Annotated in this window: 22 protein-coding genes; 15 read left to right on the top strand and 7 right to left on the bottom strand. The window is 57.0% G+C overall.

Annotated features, from left to right (window positions below):
* Positions 1-16 precede the first annotated feature (16 nt).
* A complete protein-coding gene (locus QK300_RS01125) occupies positions 17-721 on the bottom strand; it encodes a CoA transferase subunit A (RefSeq protein ID WP_281299816.1) in 705 nt (234 codons plus the stop codon).
* 70 nt (positions 722-791) lie between these two features.
* Here QK300_RS01125 and QK300_RS01130 point away from each other — a divergent pair, with 70 nt between their 5' ends.
* From QK300_RS01130 to QK300_RS01150, 5 genes are all read left to right on the top strand, one after another.
* Positions 792-1,367 (top strand): RNA methyltransferase, encoded by a 576-nt coding sequence (locus QK300_RS01130; protein ID WP_281299815.1) that lies wholly within the window; start codon positions 792-794, stop codon positions 1,365-1,367.
* Between the two features lie 67 nt (positions 1,368-1,434).
* Positions 1,435-1,962 carry an invasion associated locus B family protein gene (locus tag QK300_RS01135; RefSeq protein WP_281299814.1) on the top strand — a complete coding sequence of 176 codons (528 nt, stop codon included), beginning with the start codon at positions 1,435-1,437 and terminating at the stop codon, positions 1,960-1,962.
* 133 nt (positions 1,963-2,095) lie between these two features.
* Complete coding sequence (gene rlmN, locus QK300_RS01140) at positions 2,096-3,268, top strand: 23S rRNA (adenine(2503)-C(2))-methyltransferase RlmN (protein ID WP_348651801.1); 1,173 nt, start codon at positions 2,096-2,098, stop codon at positions 3,266-3,268.
* A gap of 18 nt (positions 3,269-3,286) precedes the next feature.
* Entirely contained in the window at positions 3,287-3,727 is a 441-nt protein-coding gene (locus tag QK300_RS01145) for a VOC family protein (protein WP_281299812.1), read from the top strand.
* Between the two features lie 110 nt (positions 3,728-3,837).
* A complete protein-coding gene (locus QK300_RS01150; protein ID WP_281299811.1) occupies positions 3,838-5,049 on the top strand; it encodes an argininosuccinate synthase in 1,212 nt (403 codons plus the stop codon).
* Positions 5,050-5,129: 80 nt separating this feature from the next.
* On the opposite strand, the gene QK300_RS01155 is transcribed toward QK300_RS01150, so the two are convergent.
* The 5 genes from QK300_RS01155 to QK300_RS01175 all read right to left on the bottom strand — a co-directional run bounded on the left by QK300_RS01155 (position 5,130) and on the right by QK300_RS01175 (position 8,191).
* Positions 5,130-5,870, bottom strand: a complete 741-nt coding sequence (locus QK300_RS01155; protein WP_281299810.1) for an outer membrane beta-barrel protein — start codon at positions 5,868-5,870, stop codon at positions 5,130-5,132.
* Between the two features lie 142 nt (positions 5,871-6,012).
* Positions 6,013-6,636 (bottom strand): MarC family protein, encoded by a 624-nt coding sequence (locus QK300_RS01160; RefSeq protein WP_281299809.1) that lies wholly within the window; start codon positions 6,634-6,636, stop codon positions 6,013-6,015.
* Positions 6,637-6,638: 2 nt separating this feature from the next.
* Positions 6,639-7,559, bottom strand: coding sequence for a bifunctional methylenetetrahydrofolate dehydrogenase/methenyltetrahydrofolate cyclohydrolase FolD (folD, locus tag QK300_RS01165; protein WP_281299808.1), 921 nt, complete (start codon positions 7,557-7,559; stop codon positions 6,639-6,641).
* 13 nt (positions 7,560-7,572) lie between these two features.
* A complete protein-coding gene (locus QK300_RS01170) occupies positions 7,573-7,929 on the bottom strand; it encodes a DUF167 family protein (protein ID WP_281299807.1) in 357 nt (118 codons plus the stop codon).
* Positions 7,895-8,191 carry a YggT family protein gene (locus tag QK300_RS01175; RefSeq protein WP_042085320.1) on the bottom strand — a complete coding sequence of 99 codons (297 nt, stop codon included), beginning with the start codon at positions 8,189-8,191 and terminating at the stop codon, positions 7,895-7,897. Before QK300_RS01175 ends, QK300_RS01170 begins: the two co-directional genes overlap by 35 nt.
* Positions 8,192-8,483: 292 nt before the next feature.
* Here QK300_RS01175 and QK300_RS01180 point away from each other — a divergent pair, with 292 nt between their 5' ends.
* Entirely contained in the window at positions 8,484-11,270 is a 2,787-nt protein-coding gene (locus QK300_RS01180) for a hypothetical protein (RefSeq protein WP_281299806.1), read from the top strand.
* 108 nt (positions 11,271-11,378) lie between these two features.
* A complete protein-coding gene (locus QK300_RS01185; protein ID WP_281300024.1) occupies positions 11,379-11,765 on the top strand; it encodes a DUF6491 family protein in 387 nt (128 codons plus the stop codon).
* Positions 11,766-11,784: 19 nt separating this feature from the next.
* Here the strand turns inward: QK300_RS01185 and QK300_RS01190 are convergent, their stop codons facing one another.
* Positions 11,785-13,236, bottom strand: coding sequence for a TAXI family TRAP transporter solute-binding subunit (locus QK300_RS01190; RefSeq protein WP_281299805.1), 1,452 nt, complete (start codon positions 13,234-13,236; stop codon positions 11,785-11,787).
* A 200-nt stretch (positions 13,237-13,436) separates the two neighbouring features.
* Here QK300_RS01190 and dcd point away from each other — a divergent pair, with 200 nt between their 5' ends.
* From dcd to infA, 8 genes are all read left to right on the top strand, one after another.
* Entirely contained in the window at positions 13,437-13,991 is a 555-nt protein-coding gene (dcd, locus tag QK300_RS01195; RefSeq protein WP_042085317.1) for a dCTP deaminase, read from the top strand.
* Positions 13,992-14,052: 61 nt separating this feature from the next.
* On the top strand, positions 14,053-15,351 hold the full coding sequence (gene murA / locus QK300_RS01200; RefSeq protein ID WP_281299804.1) for a UDP-N-acetylglucosamine 1-carboxyvinyltransferase: 1,299 nt from the start codon (positions 14,053-14,055) through the stop codon (positions 15,349-15,351).
* 31 nt (positions 15,352-15,382) lie between these two features.
* On the top strand, positions 15,383-15,838 hold the full coding sequence (locus tag QK300_RS01205) for a DUF2948 family protein (RefSeq protein WP_281299803.1): 456 nt from the start codon (positions 15,383-15,385) through the stop codon (positions 15,836-15,838).
* 76 nt (positions 15,839-15,914) lie between these two features.
* Positions 15,915-16,613, top strand: coding sequence for an ATP phosphoribosyltransferase (gene hisG / locus QK300_RS01210; protein ID WP_281299802.1), 699 nt, complete (start codon positions 15,915-15,917; stop codon positions 16,611-16,613).
* Positions 16,603-17,916, top strand: a complete 1,314-nt coding sequence (gene hisD, locus QK300_RS01215) for a histidinol dehydrogenase (RefSeq protein WP_281299801.1) — start codon at positions 16,603-16,605, stop codon at positions 17,914-17,916. The genes hisG and hisD overlap by 11 nt, the downstream gene beginning before the upstream one ends.
* Positions 17,913-18,431 carry a UPF0262 family protein gene (locus QK300_RS01220; RefSeq protein WP_281299800.1) on the top strand — a complete coding sequence of 173 codons (519 nt, stop codon included), beginning with the start codon at positions 17,913-17,915 and terminating at the stop codon, positions 18,429-18,431. The genes hisD and QK300_RS01220 overlap by 4 nt, the downstream gene beginning before the upstream one ends.
* A gap of 3 nt (positions 18,432-18,434) precedes the next feature.
* Complete coding sequence (locus QK300_RS01225) at positions 18,435-18,920, top strand: hypothetical protein (RefSeq protein WP_281299799.1); 486 nt, start codon at positions 18,435-18,437, stop codon at positions 18,918-18,920.
* A gap of 141 nt (positions 18,921-19,061) precedes the next feature.
* Positions 19,062-19,280, top strand: coding sequence for a translation initiation factor IF-1 (gene infA / locus QK300_RS01230; RefSeq protein ID WP_281300023.1), 219 nt, complete (start codon positions 19,062-19,064; stop codon positions 19,278-19,280).

Here is a 19,280-nt window from a genome sequence, read left to right on the forward strand (position 1 = left end):
CGGCAGGCAGAGATCATCAGGCGGCGCGGGGGCGGGTGGTGCGCTGCTCGATCCGCTTTTCAAACTGGCCTTTGACCAGCCTTTGCACAAAAATGCCCGGCGTGTGAATCTGATCGGCGGGAAGTGCCCCGGGGGCCAGAATTTCTTCCACATCGGCAATGGTGGTTTTGCCGGCCATCGCCATCATCGGATTGAAATTGCGCGCTGTTTTTCGATAGATGAGATTGCCTTGGCTATCCGCCTTCCATGCCTTGATCAGCGAAAGATCGGCTACAAGGCCGGTTTCAAGGATATAGGTTTCGCCATTGAAATCCTTGTGTTCCTTGCCTTCGGCCACAAGGGTGCCAAGCCCGGTTTTGGTGTAGAATCCGGGGATGCCCGCGCCGCCCGCGCGAATGCGTTCGGCCAAAGTGCCTTGCGGGTTGAATTCCAGCTCCAGTTCCTTGTTCAGATATTGGCGCTCAAACTCCTTGTTTTCCCCCACATAGGAACTGATCATTTTTTTGATCTGCCGGGTGGCGAGCAGGATGCCCAGGCCAAAATCATCGATCCCGCAATTATTGGAAATGACGGTGAGATCTTTGGTGCCATGTTCGCGAATGGCGAGGATCAGATTTTCCGGAATGCCACAGAGGCCAAAACCGCCCGCCATGATGGTCATGCCGTCAAATAACAGGCCATCAAGGGCCTCGGCGGCGCTTTCATATCGTTTCTGAGCCATGGCGGTGCCTTTCCCTTTTTACATGTTCGATCATTTATGCTCTATGCTGCGATGCATCGAAGGTCAAGGCATGGTCGCGGCACGGGGATTGGGTATGGACATGCGGGGCTATTTTGCGATTGGTATCGAACGCCCTTCCAAAGTCGGCAATATCGGGAATCTGATCCGCACTGCCCATGGCTTTGGGGCGGCTTATGTCTTTTCCATATTAGCGCGGCTCGAGCCGGGGGAGCACGCCCATCAAAGCCATGCCGATACCGCCCGCAGCGCCCGATCTGTGCCATATTTTGAATATACAGCCCTTGATCAGCTTGCCTTGCCCAAGGGGTGCCAGCTTGTGGGGGTTGAAATCACCGATGAGGCCATTGATCTTCCGTCCTTTCATCATCCCCTTAATGCCGCTTATATTATGGGAGGCGAACGGATGAGCCTGTCGGCGGAAACCTGCGCCCGATGCGATCATCTGATCAGGATTCCCACACGATTCTCCCTCAATGTGGCGACTGCGGGGGCGATCGTGATGTATGATCGGCTGCTGGCGCGCGGACGCTATGCCCCCCGGCCCTTGCGTGCAGGGGGGCCGGTGGAGCCCGAACCCCCGCATGTGCATGGGGGGCCGCGCCTGCGCAAGCCATTGAAACCGTGATGGCGGGCAAGCGGGGCCGGGCTATTTGAATGACCGACGAGACAAGACCGGATTGGAGAGACTTTATATGCTGAAATCTTTGTTCTTTGCCGCCATTCTGTTGGCCGGGCTGGTTTTCATGAACCCGGCCAAAGCACAAGACAAGATCGATCTGATTGGCGGCTTCAATGATTGGGATGCCTTCACCCTCAAAAAGCCGGGGGGGGAATTGATGTGCTATATGGTATCGGTTCCCAAATCATGGAAAGCCAGCAAGGATGATGTGAGCCGGGGCGAGATTTATATTACCATCACCCACCGGCCCAAGGCGGATGTGCGCGATCAGGTGAATGCCGTGGTGGGCTACCCCTTTAAAAACGGGTCCGAGGCGAAAGCCGTGGTCGATGGCAAATCCCGCTTTACCCTGTTCACCCAGGGGGATGGGGCCTGGCTTTATACATCAAAAGATGATCAATCCATGGTCGCAGCCATGCGCCGGGGCAATAGTCTGGTTGTTGAAGGCACCTCAGCGCGGGGAACGGTGACCACGGATCGTTATTCCTTATCGGGCTTTACCGCCGCCCATAATGCCATCAGCCGCGCCTGCAATCAGTGAAGCTCTCGCCTTTTACCGCTGAAAGTGCTAGGGCACGGGCCAGTTTATATGAGCCATTTTCAGAAATGGCAGATTTCAAGAGTTGATGAAGATGACGCAAATGCATTCCGATGGCGACCATATCGGCGCCCCCATGGCGAGTCTGGGGCCGATGGTGCCGGTGGTTTCCCCCCGTGCTGCCGATACGGATCCCCGTCAGGATATTCTGGGCCTCTCGCGTGAGGATCTGCGGACGGCCCTGCTGGCCATCGGCGTGCCGGATCGACAGGCGAATATGCGCGCGAAGCAAATCTGGCAATGGGTTTATCATCGCGGCGTCACCGATTTCGAGGCCATGAGCAATGTGGCGAAAGATGTGCGCGTCCGCTTGACCGAGCATTTTCGCATTTCCCGGCCCGAGATTGTGGATGCCCAATATTCCAGCGATGGCACCCGCAAATATCTGCTGCGCTTTGGCGATGGCACCGAGGCAGAAGCGGTTTATATCCCCGATGAGGATCGCGGCACCCTGTGCATTTCAAGTCAGGTGGGCTGCACCCTCAATTGCCGCTTTTGCCATACCGGCACGATGAAGCTGGTGCGCAATCTCACGCCCGGTGAAATTGTGGCGCAAATGATGGTGGCCCGCGATGATCTGGGGGAATGGCCTGCCAGCACCGATCATCGCCGGGTCACCAATATCGTGATGATGGGCATGGGCGAGCCGCTTTATAATTTCGATCATGTGAAAAAAGCCCTCCAGATTGTGATGGATAAGGAAGGTATTCAGCTTTCGCGCCGCCGCATCACCCTCTCCACCGCCGGTGTGGTGCCGATGATGCTGCGCTGTGGTGAGGAAATCGGGGTCAATCTCGCGGTTTCGCTCCATGCCGTGAATAATGAAACGCGCGATGAAATCGTGCCGCTCAATCGCAAATACCGGCTTGAACAGTTGATGGAAGCCTGTGCCGCCTATCCCGGCACCCATAATGCCCGGCGCATCACTTTTGAATATGTGATGCTGAAGGGGATCAATGATTCCGATGCCGATGCGCGGGATCTGGTGCGCCTGCTCACCCGCTATAAATTGCCCGCCAAGGTTAATCTGATCCCGTTCAATCCGTGGCCCGGCAGCCCTTATGAATGTTCGGATTGGGATCGCATCGAACGTTTTTCCGATCTGGTGTTCAAGGCAGGCATTTCCGCCCCCATCCGCACCCCCCGGGGCCGCGATATCATGGCCGCCTGCGGGCAGCTTAAATCAACCAGCGAGAAAAAGCGTAAAAGCGAAATTTTACGCGAACAGGCCGCTTTGGCCCAAATCTGATCGGAGAGAGCAATGGCAATGGCGTATCTTCACACCATGGTGCGGGTGGCTGATCTGGATGCCGCCCTCGATTTTTACTGTACAAAGCTGGGGCTTGTGGAGGTTGATCGGAAAGACAGCGAGAAAGGCCGCTTCACGCTGGTGTTTCTGGCGGCTCCGGGCAATGTGGATGAGGCCCGCACCCGCCATGCGCCGCTTTTGGAGCTGACCTGGAATTGGGACCCAGAAACCTATGAGGGCGGCCGCAATTTCGGCCATCTGGCCTTTCGGGTGGATGATATCTATGCCCTGTGCCAGCATTTGCATGATCACGGGGTGGTCATCAATCGGCCCCCACGGGATGGTTATATGGCCTTTATCCGCTCGCCCGATGGCATTTCCATCGAATTATTGCAGCGCGGCGATCCTTTGCCCGCGCGTGAGCCCTGGGCTTCGATGGAAAACATCGGAGTCTGGTAGACGCGGGGGCTGGCAGGGGGTGTCTGGTAGGCAAAGCCCCTTTTCATAGGCGCTCGGATGGCTTAGGACAGCAGCATTCTGTCTCCTGTTCCAGCCGAAGGTCGTTGATCATGTCGCATTCCGCTCCCAAAAAAGTCGTCCTCGCCTATTCCGGCGGTCTTGATACCTCGGTCATTTTGAAATGGCTTGAGGTGACCTATGGCTGCGAAGTGGTCACCTTCACCGCCGATCTGGGGCAGGGGGCCGAGCTTGATGAAGCCCGCAAAAAGGCGGAAATGCTCGGCATCAAGGATATCTATATCGAAGATCTGCGCGAAGAATTCGTGCGCGATTATGTTTATCCCATGATGCGCGCCAATGCCCTTTATGAAGGGCTGTATCTTTTGGGCACATCCATCGCCCGCCCCCTGATCGCCAAGCGCCAGATTGAAATTGCCCGGGAAACCGGTGCCGATGCGGTGTGCCATGGCGCCACCGGGAAGGGCAATGATCAGGTGCGATTCGAACTGTCTTATTATGCGCTGGAACCCGATATCAAGGTGATCGCGCCCTGGCGGGAATGGGATCTCAATTCCCGGACCAAGCTCATCGAATTTGCCGAACGCCATCAGATCCCGGTAGCAAAAGACAAGCGCGGCGAAGCGCCTTTTTCGGTGGATGCCAATCTGTTGCATACCTCATCTGAGGGGAAGGCGCTGGAAGATCCGGCGGTGGCCGCGGAAGAATTCGTGTATTCCCGCACCCAATCGCCGGAAATGGCCCCCGATCAGGCCCAGATCATCGAGATCGGTTTTGAACGCGGCGATGCCATCTCCCTTGATGGCGAGGCTTTGTCGCCTGCCGCATTGCTCACCGCCCTCAATGAATTGGGCCGTATTCACGGTATTGGCCGCCTTGATCTGGTGGAAAATCGCTTTGTGGGGATGAAATCACGCGGCATTTATGAAACGCCGGGCGGCACCATTCTATTGGCTGCCCATCGGGGGATCGAGCAGATCACTCTTGATCGCGGGGCGGCGCATTTGAAAGACGAGTTGATGCCGCGCTATGCCGAATTGATTTATAATGGCCTGTGGTTCACGCCCGAGCGCGAGATGCTGCAAGCCGCCATTGATCACAGCCAGCGCCATGTGGAAGGCCATGTGACCTTGAAGCTCTATAAGGGCGGGGTGCATATCATCGGGCGCAGCTCACCCAAATCGCTCTATAGCCTTGAGCATGTGACTTTCGAGGAAGATGCGGTTTATGATCAGCGCGATGCCGAAGGCTTCATCAAGCTGAATGCCCTGCGCCTGCGCCTTCTGGCCCGCAGAGGCGCTTGAGAGGCGCTTGAGAGGAGATTGAGGGGCGTTTAAAGAATGAGGGGGTCTGCCCCCCCCTCACTCATGGCTCATCATATCTGTTAGAACTTGAAGCGCACACCGGCGTTCAGATGCCATGCATCGAATTCCGAACGAAAGCGGCTGACAACATTGCCGTTTTCTTCAACCCGCAACCAATCGGGGCGGCCGGTGGAATAATAGCGGCCATCAACAAAAAGATCGAAGATCCTATTGAGGGGCATGGTCACGCCGATGATGGCCTGCCAGGCAAATTCGGTATCCGTGGGGCCGCCAAATTGGGTGCGCTGAAAATTGGGGCTGGCTTCCGGGGTGAAATAGACATCCGATTCGACCCCGGCTAAACCGGCCCCTATCCCGATATAGGGGATGAAGCGCCGGGAAATATTGGTGAAATCATACATGACCACGGCCATCCCGGCCAAAGAGCTGTTATCGCCGCTGAAATTCAAGCCCGGTTCATCGGTGATGATGCCATTATCGACACTGTTTTCACGATAAGAGAGATCCAGTTCAAGCCGAAATTGCCCCCAGGGCGTGGCAGGCAGGCGATAGCCGATGCTGCCGCCCACTGAGAAGCCGGGATCAAAGGTTACCCGGGCGGCTTTGAAATCCGCTTGATCAAGGCGCAGGCTGGATTGATTCTGCTGAATGCTCAAGCCCCCATAGGCCGAGACATAAAAGCCGGATTGGTTTTCGCGTTGCTGGGCCTGGGCCGAGGACGATAGCCCCGAAAACACGGCAGGTGTGACAAGCAGTGAAGCAGCAATCAGTGATAAAGAGAAAGATTTAGAAATATTCATAATTGCTCTCCAAATATGCCCCGCATGATGGGATGTCACCTGACAAATCCCCGACGGATTGACCATAACCTGTTGGCGATCATAAAGATATGGCACATCAAGATCACATTTGCTTGACAGATGCAAAGCTGTGCCGATGGCTTCAGGCAGCAAAAAACAGCCGGATACCATCCATGATGAATTGGGTGGCAAAAGCCGCCAGAATGATCCCCAAAACCCGGGAAACCACAGCCGATACCGTGGCGCCCAGCACCGCCATCAATTTCGATGCCGCCAGAAAGGCCAGAAGCGTCAGCAGCAAGGTCAGCCCCAGAGCCCCTAAAATGCTGCCCTGCGCCAGAAGATTGCCTTCATGGCTCGCCATCAGTAAGATGATCGAGGCAATCGCCCCCGGCCCCGCGAGCAGCGGAATGGCGATGGGAAAGACGGAAATATCTTCCAGATGTTCCTGATGGGTGCGCTCGGCGGTTTCTTCGCGCCGTTCGGTGCGCTTTTCAAACACCATTTCAAGGGCGATGAGAAACAGCATGATGCCCCCTGCCACCTTCAGGGCATCGAGGCTGATGCCTAAAGCCGACAGGAAAGGCTCGCCCACGGCGGCAAAAAAGGCGAGGATGACCACCGCAATCACCGTGCCCTTGATTGCCATCAGCTTTTTGTGCCGGGCATCCGATCCCCGGGTGAGACTGGCAAAAACCGGGGCGATGCCGATGGGATCGATCACCACGAAAAAGGTGACGAAAGCGCTTATGAACAATTCCAGCATCGCTATTCTCCGCTTTCTCGGGCGCTTTCTCGGGCGCTTTGTCGTTCGGCGGCGGTGATGCTATTGGCCAGCAGCACGGCAATGGTCATCGGCCCCACCCCGCCGGGCACCGGGGTGATGGCCCCGGCTTTAAGGCTTGCGGCCTCGAAATCCACATCCCCCACCAGCCGGGTTTTATCTTGGCCTTTTTCCGGGGCGGGCAGCCGGTTGATGCCCACATCAATCACCGTGGCCCCGGGCTTGATCCAATCGCCCTGCACCATCTGCGGACGCCCCACGGCGGCCACCAGAATATCGGCGCGGCGGCACAGATCGGGCAGATTGCGGCTGCGGGAATGGGCGATGGTTACCGTGCAGTTTTCGGCCAAAAGCAGATGCGCCATGGGTTTCCCCACGATATTGGATCGGCCCAGCACCAGCGCATCCAATCCGCTGAGATCGCCCAATTCTTCTTTTAAAAGCATCAGGCAGCCAAGGGGGGTGCAGGGCACCAGCCCCCGGCCCCCGGTGGCCAGCAATCCGGCATTCTGGATATGAAAACCATCCACATCTTTTGCTGGATCAATGGCCGCGATCACTGCCGCGCTTTCGATATGCGGGGGCAGGGGTAATTGCACCAGAATGCCATGCACAGCCGGATCGGCATTGAGCCGGGCCACCAGATCGAGCAGGGCCTGTTGAGAGGTTTCGGCGCCCAAACGATGCTCGAAGGATTGCATCCCCACTTCAAGGGTTTGGCGGCCTTTATTGCGCACATAAATCTCGCTGGCGGGATCATCCCCCACCAGCACCACCGCCAGCCCGGGGACGATGCCATGGCTGGCCTTCAGGGCGGCCACCCGATTGGCCACCTGTTGGCGCAGGCCGGCGGCAAATCCCTTGCCATCAATGTGTTTTGCCCTATGGCCGGTTTCTGTGGTCATGGTTTTGCTTTCATCAGATCCATATCCCCTGTTGGTGCAGGGCTTTCGTGATGCGTTCGGCAAGATCGGGGGGGTCGCCGATGATATCGATGGTCTTGATCTGTGTTGTGGTGCCCGCGCTGATCGCGATCTGGGATCGCACCAGCCCTAAATTGCGGGCCAGAAGGGCGATCAGAGCCTTATTGGCCTTGCCCTTTTCAGCCACGGCCGTCACGCTCAAACGCAGGCGTGCCGCCCCCGTTTCATCCAATTCGATTCTGTCGATTCGATTGGCCGAAGCCTTGGGGCTGAGCTTTACCCGCAGCCGCACCCCAAAAGGCTGGCGGCTCACCAGATCAATAGCCGTATAGCAGGGGGACGATGCTGTCATTGAACAAAATCTGCAAGGCCTGCACCAGCAAAAGCAGGATCAGGGGAGAAATATCGATCCCCCCCAGATCGGGAACGATCCTGCGAATGGGGCGAAGCGCCGGTTCGGTGATACGATAAAGAAAATTCATCACCGTGCCAACAAACTGATTATGGGTGTTGATCACATTGAAAGATACCAGCCAGCTCATGATCACCCAGATGATCAGCAGCCATTTATAGATATCGATCACCGAATTTATCAGATATATGAGGGCGCTCATCATCATCCTTTGCAGTGTTCATTCCCATTTGGCCCTAGATGTAGCCGCGCCCGTCATGAGACGCAAGACCGCGCAGGGTTTTGTGCGGGGCTATAATCCCCTGCCATCAGGCCGGATTTTCGGGCCTGATATCCGGGCTTTTGGGGGCTGTGAAATTAACGGGATCTTAAGGCCAGGGCGGCTATTGTGCAGGATGGAATTGTTGTATCCGGCGGCGCGCCATGGGTTTATCATGTCCGCTCTTTATTGGTTGATGTGCCCCGATTTTTTTGAAAGGTAACGATCCCGGGCGATGGCATTTTTTGGTTTTGGCACAGGGGGGGCGTCTCCATTTCAACCGCAGATCACGGCGATTGATCTGTCGGTGCTGCGCTTTCGCCCGCCCATCGATATTGCCCAACTGCAAAATAGCAATCGCGGTCCGGCGGTTATCCCCCCTTGGCAGATTCCGCAGGCCAGCCAGACCCTTGTTTCGCAATTCAATGATGTGCGCAATCTGCGCAGCTTCATCGATGAAAATGCCCCGGGTGTAAAGTCGGTGGGGGTGGGGCCTGATCAGCGGGCCACTTTCGTGGCGTTCGATGCGCTGACAAAGCTTGAAACTCTCGCCCGCTTTGCCGCAGAAAATTCCACGCCCGTCAGTTCGCTTGCGCGCCTTGATGCCCAGTTTCAGCAAAATCTGGCGGAGATTTCCGCTTATATCGCCTCGGCTGAAACCGATAAGCTCACCTTGCTTTCGGGCACGCGCGCCTCAAGTGTGACATCGCCCTTTGAGATGAAATCCAATAGCGAAAGCTTTATCGGCCGCACCATAGCCACCGCGGGCCGCGATCAGCCGATCCCCGGCATTGTGGGCGATGAGGTGTTTACGCTGGCGATCACCCGTTTGGGGGTGCGCACCGATCTTATGATCGATCTGGCACAGATCGATGGCCCGATCACCGTTGATTCTCTGGTTACATTTATTAACGAGCGGATCACATCGGTTCAGGGCACGGATCAAAGCGGCGAACTCATCTTCACAGCTTCGGGTGATCCGGCCCCGAAATTCACATCGCGCTTTGCGGTCAGCACCGATGCCAATCTCGATCATGGCCTGCGCATCAATACCACCCTGTTTGAAGAGGTGCGGTTGATCCCTGCGGTCGCCGAGCCCAGCCTGTTTATCGCCAGCAATAAATCGGCGCTGATCGGCGATGATGTTGTGCGCACCGGCATCACCCGTTTTGATCAATCGGATGGCACATTGGTGCAAAAAAGCACCGCAGATATCGCGGGCGTGGATCGTTTGGCGACCGCGATTGCCAGCGCCGAAGATGACGAGGCAACGGTCGCGGCTTCAACCAGCAGCACGGCGGTGGCGGTGGATGGGGATGGTTTCATCTATACTCTGGGCACCAGCACCGGCGATTTTGGCAATCAGCTCAATCTGGCAGGTGCGGCATCTGATGTGGTGCTCACCAAGATGGATAGCCTGGGCAATGTGGTGTTTTCCCGGCTTTTGGGCAGTTCCACCGGGGCTGAAGCCTTTTCCCTTGCCATCGATAGCCAGAATAATGTGGTGATTGCGGGCAGCACGGCAGACAATATCGCCCCCGGCGCGGTGATTTCTGGGATCGACAGCTTCGTCACCAAGTTCAGTTCAAGGGGCGATGAGCTTTTTACCTTTCAGGTGAACAGCGCCTCGGAAGATCGTGTGCAGGCGATCACCATCGATCAGGATGATAATATCATCGTCAGCGGCTTCAGCCGTGGGGCTTTGGATGTGAATAACCCTTCGGCGGGTGGCCGGGATGCCATGCTGTTGAAGATCGATGGCAGCAGCGGCCAGCGCCTTGATGCGACCCTGATCGGAGATCAAAATGATCAGCAGGGCAATGCCGTGGCGATTGCCGGGGATGGCAATATTCTCCTCGCTTCCAATGAAGGGGGGCGTGTCATCCTGCGCAAGGTGGATGCCAATGATTTCTCTTCGGTTTTGTTCGAGCAGGATTTGGGGGCCATCGACCGCAGCGGCGAGATCAGCGGCCTGAAGGTTTCAGGCAATGACATCTTTCTGGTTGGCAGCACCGATAATGGTAATTTCACCGGCACGGCGGCCACGGTTGCCAATGCCTCATCGGGGGGACGCGAAGGCTTTGTGCTGAAGCTTGCCGATCAGGGTGCATCAGTCAGCGCGGATTTCATCAGCTTTGTCGGCACGCTGGCTTTTGATGAAATCAATGATGTGGCGCTGGGGGGCACCGAGGTTTTCGTGACTGGTACCACGCGGGGGAACCTGGAGCCCAATGGCCGGGTGGGCCCGCGCGATGGCTTTGTGGCGCGGATCGATATGGCCAGCGGGGCCATTACCGAAGTACAGCAATTTGGTGAAATGCTCACCAATGTGGATGCCAGCGGCATTGCCTTTGTCAATAATGGGCCATCGGTGCTTGATCGTTTGGGGCTGCCGATGGGGATGGTGGATCGCTTTGTGACCCGGACCATAGAAGATCAGACCACGGCGCGTCCGGGCGATTTTTTTGAAATTTCGATCAATGGCGGCCGTCGCCAGCGGATCACGCTATCGGAAGGCGATAATCTTCTGGATCTGGCGCGCAAGATCAATCGCCTGTCTTTTCGTGATGAAGTGCAGGCCGATGGCCGCAATAATAAATTGGTGATCCGGGCGACCGGTACCAGTCAGGTGGACGTGTTTGCCGGACCGGCAGAACGCGATCTGCTGGGCAAGATGGGGATCGAGCCGCAACGGCTTTTGGGTACCACAGCCTTGTTCAATCTCGATGATGAAACCTCCGCTGATGCGCGATTGGGTGGGGTTTTCGCCTTCAATCTGCGGGGGCCTTTGGGGCTTTCAAACAAGCAGCAGGCGGCCTTCACCCTGACCCGGATTCAGGAATCGATCGAAACCGCCAAGCGCGCTTTCCGGTCTTTATCCCCCAGTCCGCTCGATGATCTGCTCAATCGGCCCGGCGGTGGCACCGTGCCCACCCGGCTGCAAAACCAGATCAGCAATTATAATGCCGCCTTGCAGCGTTTGCAGGGGGGTGGTATTGGCGGCTTCGGCTTTACCATCTGATCTGTTCAGCCCCGGTTCAGGGGATCATCATCATGATCGCATCCCTTGATCATCAAGGGGTTTAGGAGCGGCTTTGTCGTGGCACGGGGTTTTATATCGGCGGGAATGATGGCTTTGATCATGGCTATCATGATGGTGCACGGGGCGGCCAAAACCCATGCAGGGCAAGAAGATCAGGCTGGGCAGGAAGATATGGAGACGGATCAGGAGGCGGACGCGCTGTGCGTTTCCATTGATCAGATCAGCCGCAGCGACATTATCGATGATCAGACCATTCTTCTGAAGATGCTTAGAGGGGATGACCTTTTAATGCATCTGAAATACAGCTGCCCGCAATTGGCCTTCCATGATTTTTTCAGCTATGAGCCGACCATGGGCCAGCTTTGTGCGGAGATTGATCATATCATGACCCGCGCTGGCTTTTCCTGCGAAATCGGCAGCTTCAGCGCGGCGGCCAGCGATCAGATCAAGGGTTCAGATCAGGGCTTCAAATAAGGGGGGCAATGGTCCTGCCCTACCCCGATAGCGGCGGTTCATCTGAGTCGTTTTTTTGCGTTTTTGCCATATTTTCCCGGACCCGCTGGATATGGAATTTCAAGGCATGAAGATCGGCCTGATAGGTGGCGGGCACGCGCAAATGTTCAACGCTTTTATCCAGTGCAGATAAGCGTTTCAAGGCATCATGACAATCCATGGCCGCCGCCTTGCCCGGGCTTTGCTTGGGGGTGGGATCAGAACAGGCGCGCTCGATCTCATGCAAAAGGCGATAGGGACGGCTGATTTTTGCCCGAATGCGCCAGCCATAAAGGGGCGGGAAAATGCGCAATAAAGGGATCAGCAGGGTTAAAAGCGGCAGGGCCATCACCAGCCAGCGATCAAGCAGGGTCGCCGCCCAGAAAGGCAGCACCCTTTGCAAAAAAGATGGCCCGCGCCGGTGAAAGCGGGCGGCCTCATCATTCAGGGGCAAAGACAGCTTATGGGCCGATGGGAATTGCCCGGCGTCTTCAAAAAGCCCGGCCTGATCATGCACGGATTGGGCGGTCATCAGCAGCAGATCGATTAACGCCGGGTGCAGATCGGCGGTGGTCACCAGCATGGCTGTGGTGGCGATCAGGGCGGTATTGTGTTGGGGGATATTGCGGGCCAGATCCAGCGTGCCCTGGGGTAATTCCAGCGCATCGATATAGGGCAGTCTTCGGGCATAGGCATGGCTGCGCGGCAGGCTGAAAAGCGATATTCCGGGCTGGGCAATCAAAGCCTTGATGCTGGGGCTATGGGCGCTGCCAACCGTGAAAACCCCATCGATCTGCCCCAGAACAAGGGCGGCCAGAGCATCATCGCCGCTCAGTTGATCGGGAGCCTTTTGCTCGGCTCCCGTCTCAAAAGGCAGATCATTCAGGGCATAAAGGGTTTCGGCCAAAGCCCGGCTGCCCGAGCCCAAGGGGCCTTTGGCAATGCGCAGGGCGGTCAGATCGCGAAAATCGGTGATCTGCACATCATCGCGCAAAAACAGCCAGGCCGGTTCATAATAAAGGCTGGCCAGCGCTTCGATCTCATTGGGGCCATTGCCGCCTCCATTGTCACTGGCCATAGGCCTTTGCAGCGAAATCCCGGCTTGTGAAAAGGCGATCATCGCTTCCTTTTCATTCTGGTGAAGACGATTGAGATTATCCACCGATCCCGATGTTTCGACGATCTCGGCCGCGATTCCATGGGCGGCCAAAGCGGTTTGATAGCGCTGGGCGATCTGGAAATATGTGCCGCTTTGCGGCCCGGCCAGAATGATCAGCTGATCGGGCGGCGCGGGTTTGACAAACTGATGGGCGGCGATAAAGGCGACGATCACCATGAACAGGGCAGGCACAGCAAGCTTCAGCCCCTCTCCATCGGGCCAAAGGGCGGCGAGGCGCCGGGGCCATCCTCCTTGTTTCTCTGCCTTCGGGCTGTCTTTATCGGCCTGCTTCATGATAGGACCTGTTTGCGATCGCGCTGATGGGGTCAGGGTCAGGATATAGGAAGATGAAAGGCTTTGCCTCCCTTGTCACGGGCTCTTTCTCATTTTAAAAGCGGCTTTTGGGCCGCGCCTTAAAAAAACCGGAAAATTTGGAAAAAACCTAAAAGCCCAAAGACGTTTGTAAAAGACGCCTGAATGAGAGGATGAGCCGGATGGCAATCATGTCGGATCGCTGGATCAGAGAAAAAAGCCTGAACGAAGCGATGATCGAACCCTTTGAAGATCGTCAGAAGCGGGCCGGAACGATCTCTTATGGGCTCAGTTCCTATGGCTATGATGCGCGTGTGGCCAATGAATTCAAGATTTTTACCAATGTCGATAATGCCCTTGTGGATCCCAAGGAATTTTCCCCGAAAAGCTTTGTGGATCGTACCGTGGATGTGTGCATCATTCCGCCCAATTCCTTTGCTTTGGCGCGGACGGTGGAATATTTCCGGGTGCCCAAAGATGTTCTGGTGATCTGTTTGGGTAAATCGACCTATGCGCGCTGCGGGATCATTGTCAATGTCACCCCGCTGGAACCGGGCTGGGAAGGCCATGTGACTTTGGAATTTTCCAATACAACGCCCTTGCCCGCCAAGATCTATGCCAATGAAGGGGCCTGCCAGTTCCTGTTTTTACAAGGCAATGAACCGTGCGAAATCAGCTATGCCGATCGGGCGGGAAAATATATGGGCCAGCGTGGCGTGACGCTGCCAAAGCTTTAGAGCCGCCCCAATCTGATAAATAAGCCTGAAAAACGAGCCTGAAAAGGATGATGATCATTACATGGATAAGCTGATAATCCGGGGCGGGCGGGCCCTTTCGGGAACGGTTCGGGTCTCGGGTGCCAAAAATGCCGCCTTGCCCCTGATGGCCGCCTGTTTGCTGATCGATGAACCCTTGCGTTTATCCAATCTGCCGCGTTTGGCCGATATTGCCACCATGGGCGATCTGCTCAATCATCATGGGGCGTCTATCACCCTTGAAGGCGCGGTGGGGGCTGAAGCGCTGGATGGCCAGCCATCCGGGCGGAGCCTGTTGCTGACCGCCCGCCGGATCGCCGATAGCACCGCACCTTATGATATCGTGCGCAAGATGCGCGCCTCGATTCTGGTGCTTGGCCCCATTCTCGCCCGCGAAGGCCAGGCCCGGGTCTCATTGCCCGGCGGCTGTGCCATTGGCACCCGGCCCATCGATCTGCATCTGAAGGGGCTGAAGGCTTTGGGGGCCGATGTCGATCTGAGCGAGGGGTACGTCACCGCCCGGGCCCCAAAGGGCGGCCTGATCGGCAATCGCGTGGTGTTTCCCAAAGTTTCGGTGGGGGCCACGGAAAATCTGATGATGGCGGCGTGTTTGGCGCGCGGGGAAACGCTTTTGGAAAATGCCGCGCGCGAGCCCGAAGTGGTGGATCTGGGCCGGTGCCTGCAGGCCATGGGGGCACGGATCGAGGGTTTGGGAACGGACCGCATCGAAATTGCAGGGCAAACCACCCTGCACGGCGCGGATCATCTGTGTATGGCGGATCGGATCGAAGCCGGTTCCTATGCCGTGGCGGCGGCGATCACCGGGGGTGATGTGATGCTCGCCGGGGCTGATCCTGCGGCGATGGAGGCGGTGATCACCATGCTTCGTGAAGCCGGGGTGGGGATCGTGGTCAAAGCCGATGGCCTGCGGGTGTTCCGTGATGGGCCTTTGCAGCCGATCACCCTTGTCACCCAGCCTTATCCCGGCTTTCCCACCGATATGCAGGCGCAGATGATGGCTTTGATGTGTGTGGCATCGGGGGCTTCGGTGATTACCGAGGCGATTTTTGAAAATCGCTTCATGCATGTGCAGGAACTGGCGCGAATGGGGGCTGATATTACCGTCAATGGTGCCACGGCCACTGTACGGGGCGTTGAACGGCTGACCGGTGCGCCGGTGATGGCCACCGATCTGCGGGCCAGCATGGGTCTGGCGCTGGCCGGTCTGGCGGCCAAAGGGGTGACCGAAGTGCATCGGCTTTATCATCTTGATCGCGGCTATGAGCGTATAGAAGAAAAACTTCTGGCTCTGGGCGCGGATGTGGAGCGCGTAGCGGCTTGAGATTTGTGAATTTATTGCCCAAAGTTATGACATGACTGAAAAATTGAAATTGATGGCGCACAGCCCCGAAGATCTCGGCATCATCTCGGCGGCTTTACAAGATAGCGTGTTGCGGGTGGGCGATATGGCCTGGCTGCCGGGCCAGCATCGCTTTGCCGCAGTGGCGAATCGCTATCGCTGGGAAAAAATCGCCGGGCGGGAACAAAAGGCGCGCAAATCCGGTCGTGGCCAGCGGGTACGGGCGGGGCTGCATTTCGATGGCATTTTGAAGGTGCAGGTGAAAAACATTGCACTCGATCAGCCTGATCAGGTGATTGCGCTTTTGGCCATCGAGCTTGAGCCCGGTGCTGATGGTTCGGCGGTGATCAATCTGATTTTCGCGGGCGGCGCTCATATCCGTTTGGATGCGGAATGTGTAGATGCTGTTTTGAGCGATCTGTCCGATGATTGGCCGGCGCTCAGGGTGCCCGATCATAACCTTTCATGAGCGTGGAGCGTGGTTTTGGCGTGGCGTTCCCTTCACAACTCAGAACCGACCAATCTCAATCGATGTGGAGACTGCAATGGCCCAAATTGGCCTCGATCCAGCGGCTAGCCCGAAGCCCGGCCTTGTGATGGCCCTGCCGAAAGGCCGCATCCTGAAGGAAGTGATGCCCCTGGTGCGGGCGGCCGGGATCGAGCCGGAAGCGGCCTTTGATGATGATGATAGCCGCAAGCTGCAATTTGATACCAATATCGAAGGGCTGAGCATCATTCGTGTGCGCGCTTTCGATGTGGCAACATTCGTGGCCTTTGGGGCGGCGCATCTGGGGGTGGCGGGCAATGATGTTTTGATGGAATTTGATTATCCCGAAATCTATGCCCCCCTCGATCTCGATATCGGTCATTGTCGTCTGTCTTTGGCCGAGCCGGACAATATGGCCCGCGATGATGATATGGCCGGCTGGTCGCATATCCGGGTGGCGACCAAATATCCCGGGATCACCCGGCGTTATTTTGCCGCCCGCGGGGTGCAGGCGGAATGTGTGAAGCTGAATGGCGCGATGGAATTGGCCCCGGTTCTGGGCCTGTGTCCCCGGATCGTCGATCTGGTGTCCACTGGCTCCACCCTGCGCGCCAATGGCCTGCGCGAAGTGGCGGTGCTGACCGAGATCACATCGCGATTGATCGTTAATCGGGCAGCTTTCAAAACCCGTCCCGATGTGATGGGCGGCTGGATCACCCGCTTCCGTCAAAGTCTGGAGGATCGTGATGCCGCTTGAACTCGATCTGCAGCAAGCGGATTTTGCCGCTGCCTTTGAAGCCTTTCTGGTCCATGGCCGCGATCAGGAACACTCCGTGCGGGGGGTGGTCGAGGCGATTCTGGCGGATGTGGCGGCCCATGGCGATGCCGCTGTGATCGACTATACCCAGCGCTTTGATCGCTTGTCTCTCACGCCGGAAACCATGCGCTTTGGCGCCGATGAAATCGCCGCCGCACGGGCGGCTTGTGATAGAGAAACCTTAGCCGCTTTAGAAATGGCGGCAGCGCGCATCCGGGCCTTTCATGAAATCCAAAAGCCCAAAGATCATCATCATCGCGATGCCGAGGGGGTGGAGCTTGGCTATCGCTGGACGGCGATCGAGGCGGCGGGGCTTTATGTGCCCGGCGGGCGGGCCAGCTATCCTTCATCGGTTTTAATGAATGCGATCCCCGCCAAGGTGGCCGGGGTGGATCGGCTGGTGATGGTGGTGCCCAGCCCCGATGGGCTGATCAATCCATTGGTTCTGGCGGCGGCGGCTTTGGCCGGGGTGGATGAAATCTATCGCATCGGCGGGGCGCAGGCGGTGGCGGCTTTGGCCTATGGTACGGCGGTGATTGCCCCTGTCGATAAGATCGTCGGCCCCGGCAATGCCTACGTTGCTGAAGCCAAGCGGCAGGTTTTTGGCCGGGTGGGGATCGATACCATCGCCGGGCCATCGGAAATTCTGGTGGTGGCCGATGGGGCGAATGATCCCGCCTTTATCGCTGCTGATCTTTTGAGCCAGGCCGAACATGACAGTGCCGCCCAATCCATTCTGATCACCGATGACAAAGCCTTTGCCGATGCGGTGAAGGCGGCCATCGCGGGGCATCTGGAAACCCTGCCCCGGGCAGCCATCGCCAGCCAAAGCTGGGCCGATCATGGGGCGGTGATCGTGGTGGGCGATCTGATGGCGGATGCCCCCGCTTTGGTCAATCGTCTCGCACCTGAGCATCTGGAACTGGCGGTGGACGATCCCCATGGGATGGCCGGTAAAATCCGCCATGCCGGGGCGATTTTTCTGGGCCGCTATACCCCCGAAGCCATTGGCGATTATGTGGCTGGCCCCAATCATGTTTTGCCCACTTCGCGGGCGGCGCGTTTTTCCAGCGGCTTGTCGGTGCTTGATTTCATGAAGCGCACCACTCTTGTGGGCTGCGATGCCCAAAGCCTTGCCCGGATCGGCCCGGCGGCGGCGCTTTTGGCCCGGGCCGAAGGGCTGGGTGCCCATGAACGATCCGTGCTTATCCGCTTGGAAACCAAGGCGGAAAACCCGGCATGAAGAATGAGGATGGCATGGGCTTTGAGGATGGCGATCCCTTATGCAGGCTGATCGATGTGGCTTTGGATGAAGCCAGCATCGTGCGCTGGAATGCCGATATCGATCATGAACGCCGGGTGGCGATCTTTGATCTTTTGCAGCAAAATTATTTCGATCCGGTTCTGCCCATGCCCGGCGGCTATGAAGGGCCCTACAGGCTTTTGCTGCGTTTGGAGGAAGGCCGGCTTTTATTCGAGCTTTCCGATCAGGATGACCATTTTCTGGAAGCCTTTCGCTTGCCGCTCACCCCTTTCCGCCGGGTGATCAAGGACTATTTCGCCGTTTGCGATTCCTATTTTCAGGCCATCAAAACAGCCAGCCCCGGCCAGATCGAAGCCATTGATATGGGGCGGCGGGGGCTGCACAATGATGGCTCGGCCCTTTTGGCCGAACGTTTGAAGGATAAAGTGCTGGTGGACCAAAACACGGCGCGGCGTCTGTTTACGCTGATCTGTGTTTTGCATATCCGGGGGTGAGCGATGATCGCATCCCCCGCTGATCCGGCACAGCCTCCGCGCCATATCCTGTTTATCTGCAATCGCAATGCCGTGCGCTCGCCCATGGCGCAGGCTTTGGCCGAACGCCATGGCCGCCATCGGATCAGGGTGTCTTCGGCGGGGCTGGATGCGGGCACGCTCGATCCTTTTGCGGTGGCGGTGATGGATGAGGCGGGCTTTGACATCAGCGGCCATCAGCCCCACAGCCTGTTGCCATCGGGCCATCTGGAAAGTTTGGGGGAACATGATGTTCCCGATCTGATCATCAGCCTCACCCCGGAAGCCCATCACCGCACCCTGGGGATGATTGGCAATCGCGCCTGCCTGACCGAATATTGGCCGACCATCGATCCCACTTTGTGCGAAGGCAATCGGGAACAAAGGCTGGATGCCTATCGCGCGGTGCGGGATAAATTGGCGGCCCGGATCAAGGCGCGCTTTGAAATATCCGGCCCCGGGCATCTATAAAAGACCCCTAAAGGCAATCTGGAACCCATCAGCGCAGGTGTTTTCGGGCTGCGGATGTTCGAGACGCTTGCATTTAGCGTCAGTCTCAATCATTTATGGCACGCAATCCCTTATTTTAATGAAAAGAAGTTCGAGCAGTTCATGGCGAAAGAAGAAACACTTGAAATGCGCGGCACGGTCATGGAGCTCCTTCCCAATGCCATGTTCCGCGTAAAACTTGAAAACGGGCATGAAGTGCTCGGTCATACCGCCGGTAAAATGCGCAAAAACCGCATTCGTGTTCTGGCGGGCGATGATGTTCTGGTCGAATTAACGCCTTATGATCTGACCAAGGGTCGCATTACCTATCGTTTCAAATAG

The sequence above is a fragment of the Iodidimonas sp. MBR-22 genome (assembly GCF_029946565.1).
GTDB classification, from domain to species: Bacteria; Pseudomonadota; Alphaproteobacteria; order Sphingomonadales; family Rhodothalassiaceae; genus Iodidimonas; species Iodidimonas nitroreducens.

What these genes read in the sequence shown, in the direction of transcription:
- QK300_RS01160 (WP_281299809.1), bottom strand. Translation starts at nt 6,636, where the DNA reads ATGCTGGAATTGTTCATAAGCGCTTTCGTCACCTTTTTCGTGGTGATC.
- murA (WP_281299804.1), top strand. Translation starts at nt 14,053, where the DNA reads ATGGATAAGCTGATAATCCGGGGCGGGCGGGCCCTTTCGGGAACGGTT.
- QK300_RS01130 (WP_281299815.1), top strand. Translation starts at nt 792, where the DNA reads ATGGTCGCGGCACGGGGATTGGGTATGGACATGCGGGGCTATTTTGCG.
- QK300_RS01190 (WP_281299805.1), bottom strand. Translation starts at nt 13,236, where the DNA reads ATGAAGCAGGCCGATAAAGACAGCCCGAAGGCAGAGAAACAAGGAGGA.
- QK300_RS01150 (WP_281299811.1), top strand. Translation starts at nt 3,838, where the DNA reads ATGTCGCATTCCGCTCCCAAAAAAGTCGTCCTCGCCTATTCCGGCGGT.
- QK300_RS01170 (WP_281299807.1), bottom strand. Translation starts at nt 7,929, where the DNA reads ATGACAGCATCGTCCCCCTGCTATACGGCTATTGATCTGGTGAGCCGC.
- QK300_RS01225 (WP_281299799.1), top strand. Translation starts at nt 18,435, where the DNA reads ATGATCGCATCCCCCGCTGATCCGGCACAGCCTCCGCGCCATATCCTG.
- QK300_RS01155 (WP_281299810.1), bottom strand. Translation starts at nt 5,870, where the DNA reads ATGAATATTTCTAAATCTTTCTCTTTATCACTGATTGCTGCTTCACTG.
- QK300_RS01135 (WP_281299814.1), top strand. Translation starts at nt 1,435, where the DNA reads ATGCTGAAATCTTTGTTCTTTGCCGCCATTCTGTTGGCCGGGCTGGTT.
- folD (WP_281299808.1), bottom strand. Translation starts at nt 7,559, where the DNA reads ATGACCACAGAAACCGGCCATAGGGCAAAACACATTGATGGCAAGGGA.
- QK300_RS01205 (WP_281299803.1), top strand. Translation starts at nt 15,383, where the DNA reads ATGACTGAAAAATTGAAATTGATGGCGCACAGCCCCGAAGATCTCGGC.
- rlmN (WP_348651801.1), top strand. Translation starts at nt 2,096, where the DNA reads ATGGCGAGTCTGGGGCCGATGGTGCCGGTGGTTTCCCCCCGTGCTGCC.
- hisD (WP_281299801.1), top strand. Translation starts at nt 16,603, where the DNA reads ATGCCGCTTGAACTCGATCTGCAGCAAGCGGATTTTGCCGCTGCCTTT.
- hisG (WP_281299802.1), top strand. Translation starts at nt 15,915, where the DNA reads ATGGCCCAAATTGGCCTCGATCCAGCGGCTAGCCCGAAGCCCGGCCTT.
- dcd (WP_042085317.1), top strand. Translation starts at nt 13,437, where the DNA reads ATGGCAATCATGTCGGATCGCTGGATCAGAGAAAAAAGCCTGAACGAA.
- QK300_RS01125 (WP_281299816.1), bottom strand. Translation starts at nt 721, where the DNA reads ATGGCTCAGAAACGATATGAAAGCGCCGCCGAGGCCCTTGATGGCCTG.
- QK300_RS01220 (WP_281299800.1), top strand. Translation starts at nt 17,913, where the DNA reads ATGAAGAATGAGGATGGCATGGGCTTTGAGGATGGCGATCCCTTATGC.
- infA (WP_281300023.1), top strand. Translation starts at nt 19,062, where the DNA reads ATGGCGAAAGAAGAAACACTTGAAATGCGCGGCACGGTCATGGAGCTC.
- QK300_RS01180 (WP_281299806.1), top strand. Translation starts at nt 8,484, where the DNA reads ATGGCATTTTTTGGTTTTGGCACAGGGGGGGCGTCTCCATTTCAACCG.
- QK300_RS01145 (WP_281299812.1), top strand. Translation starts at nt 3,287, where the DNA reads ATGGCGTATCTTCACACCATGGTGCGGGTGGCTGATCTGGATGCCGCC.
- QK300_RS01185 (WP_281300024.1), top strand. Translation starts at nt 11,379, where the DNA reads ATGGCTTTGATCATGGCTATCATGATGGTGCACGGGGCGGCCAAAACC.
- QK300_RS01175 (WP_042085320.1), bottom strand. Translation starts at nt 8,191, where the DNA reads ATGAGCGCCCTCATATATCTGATAAATTCGGTGATCGATATCTATAAA.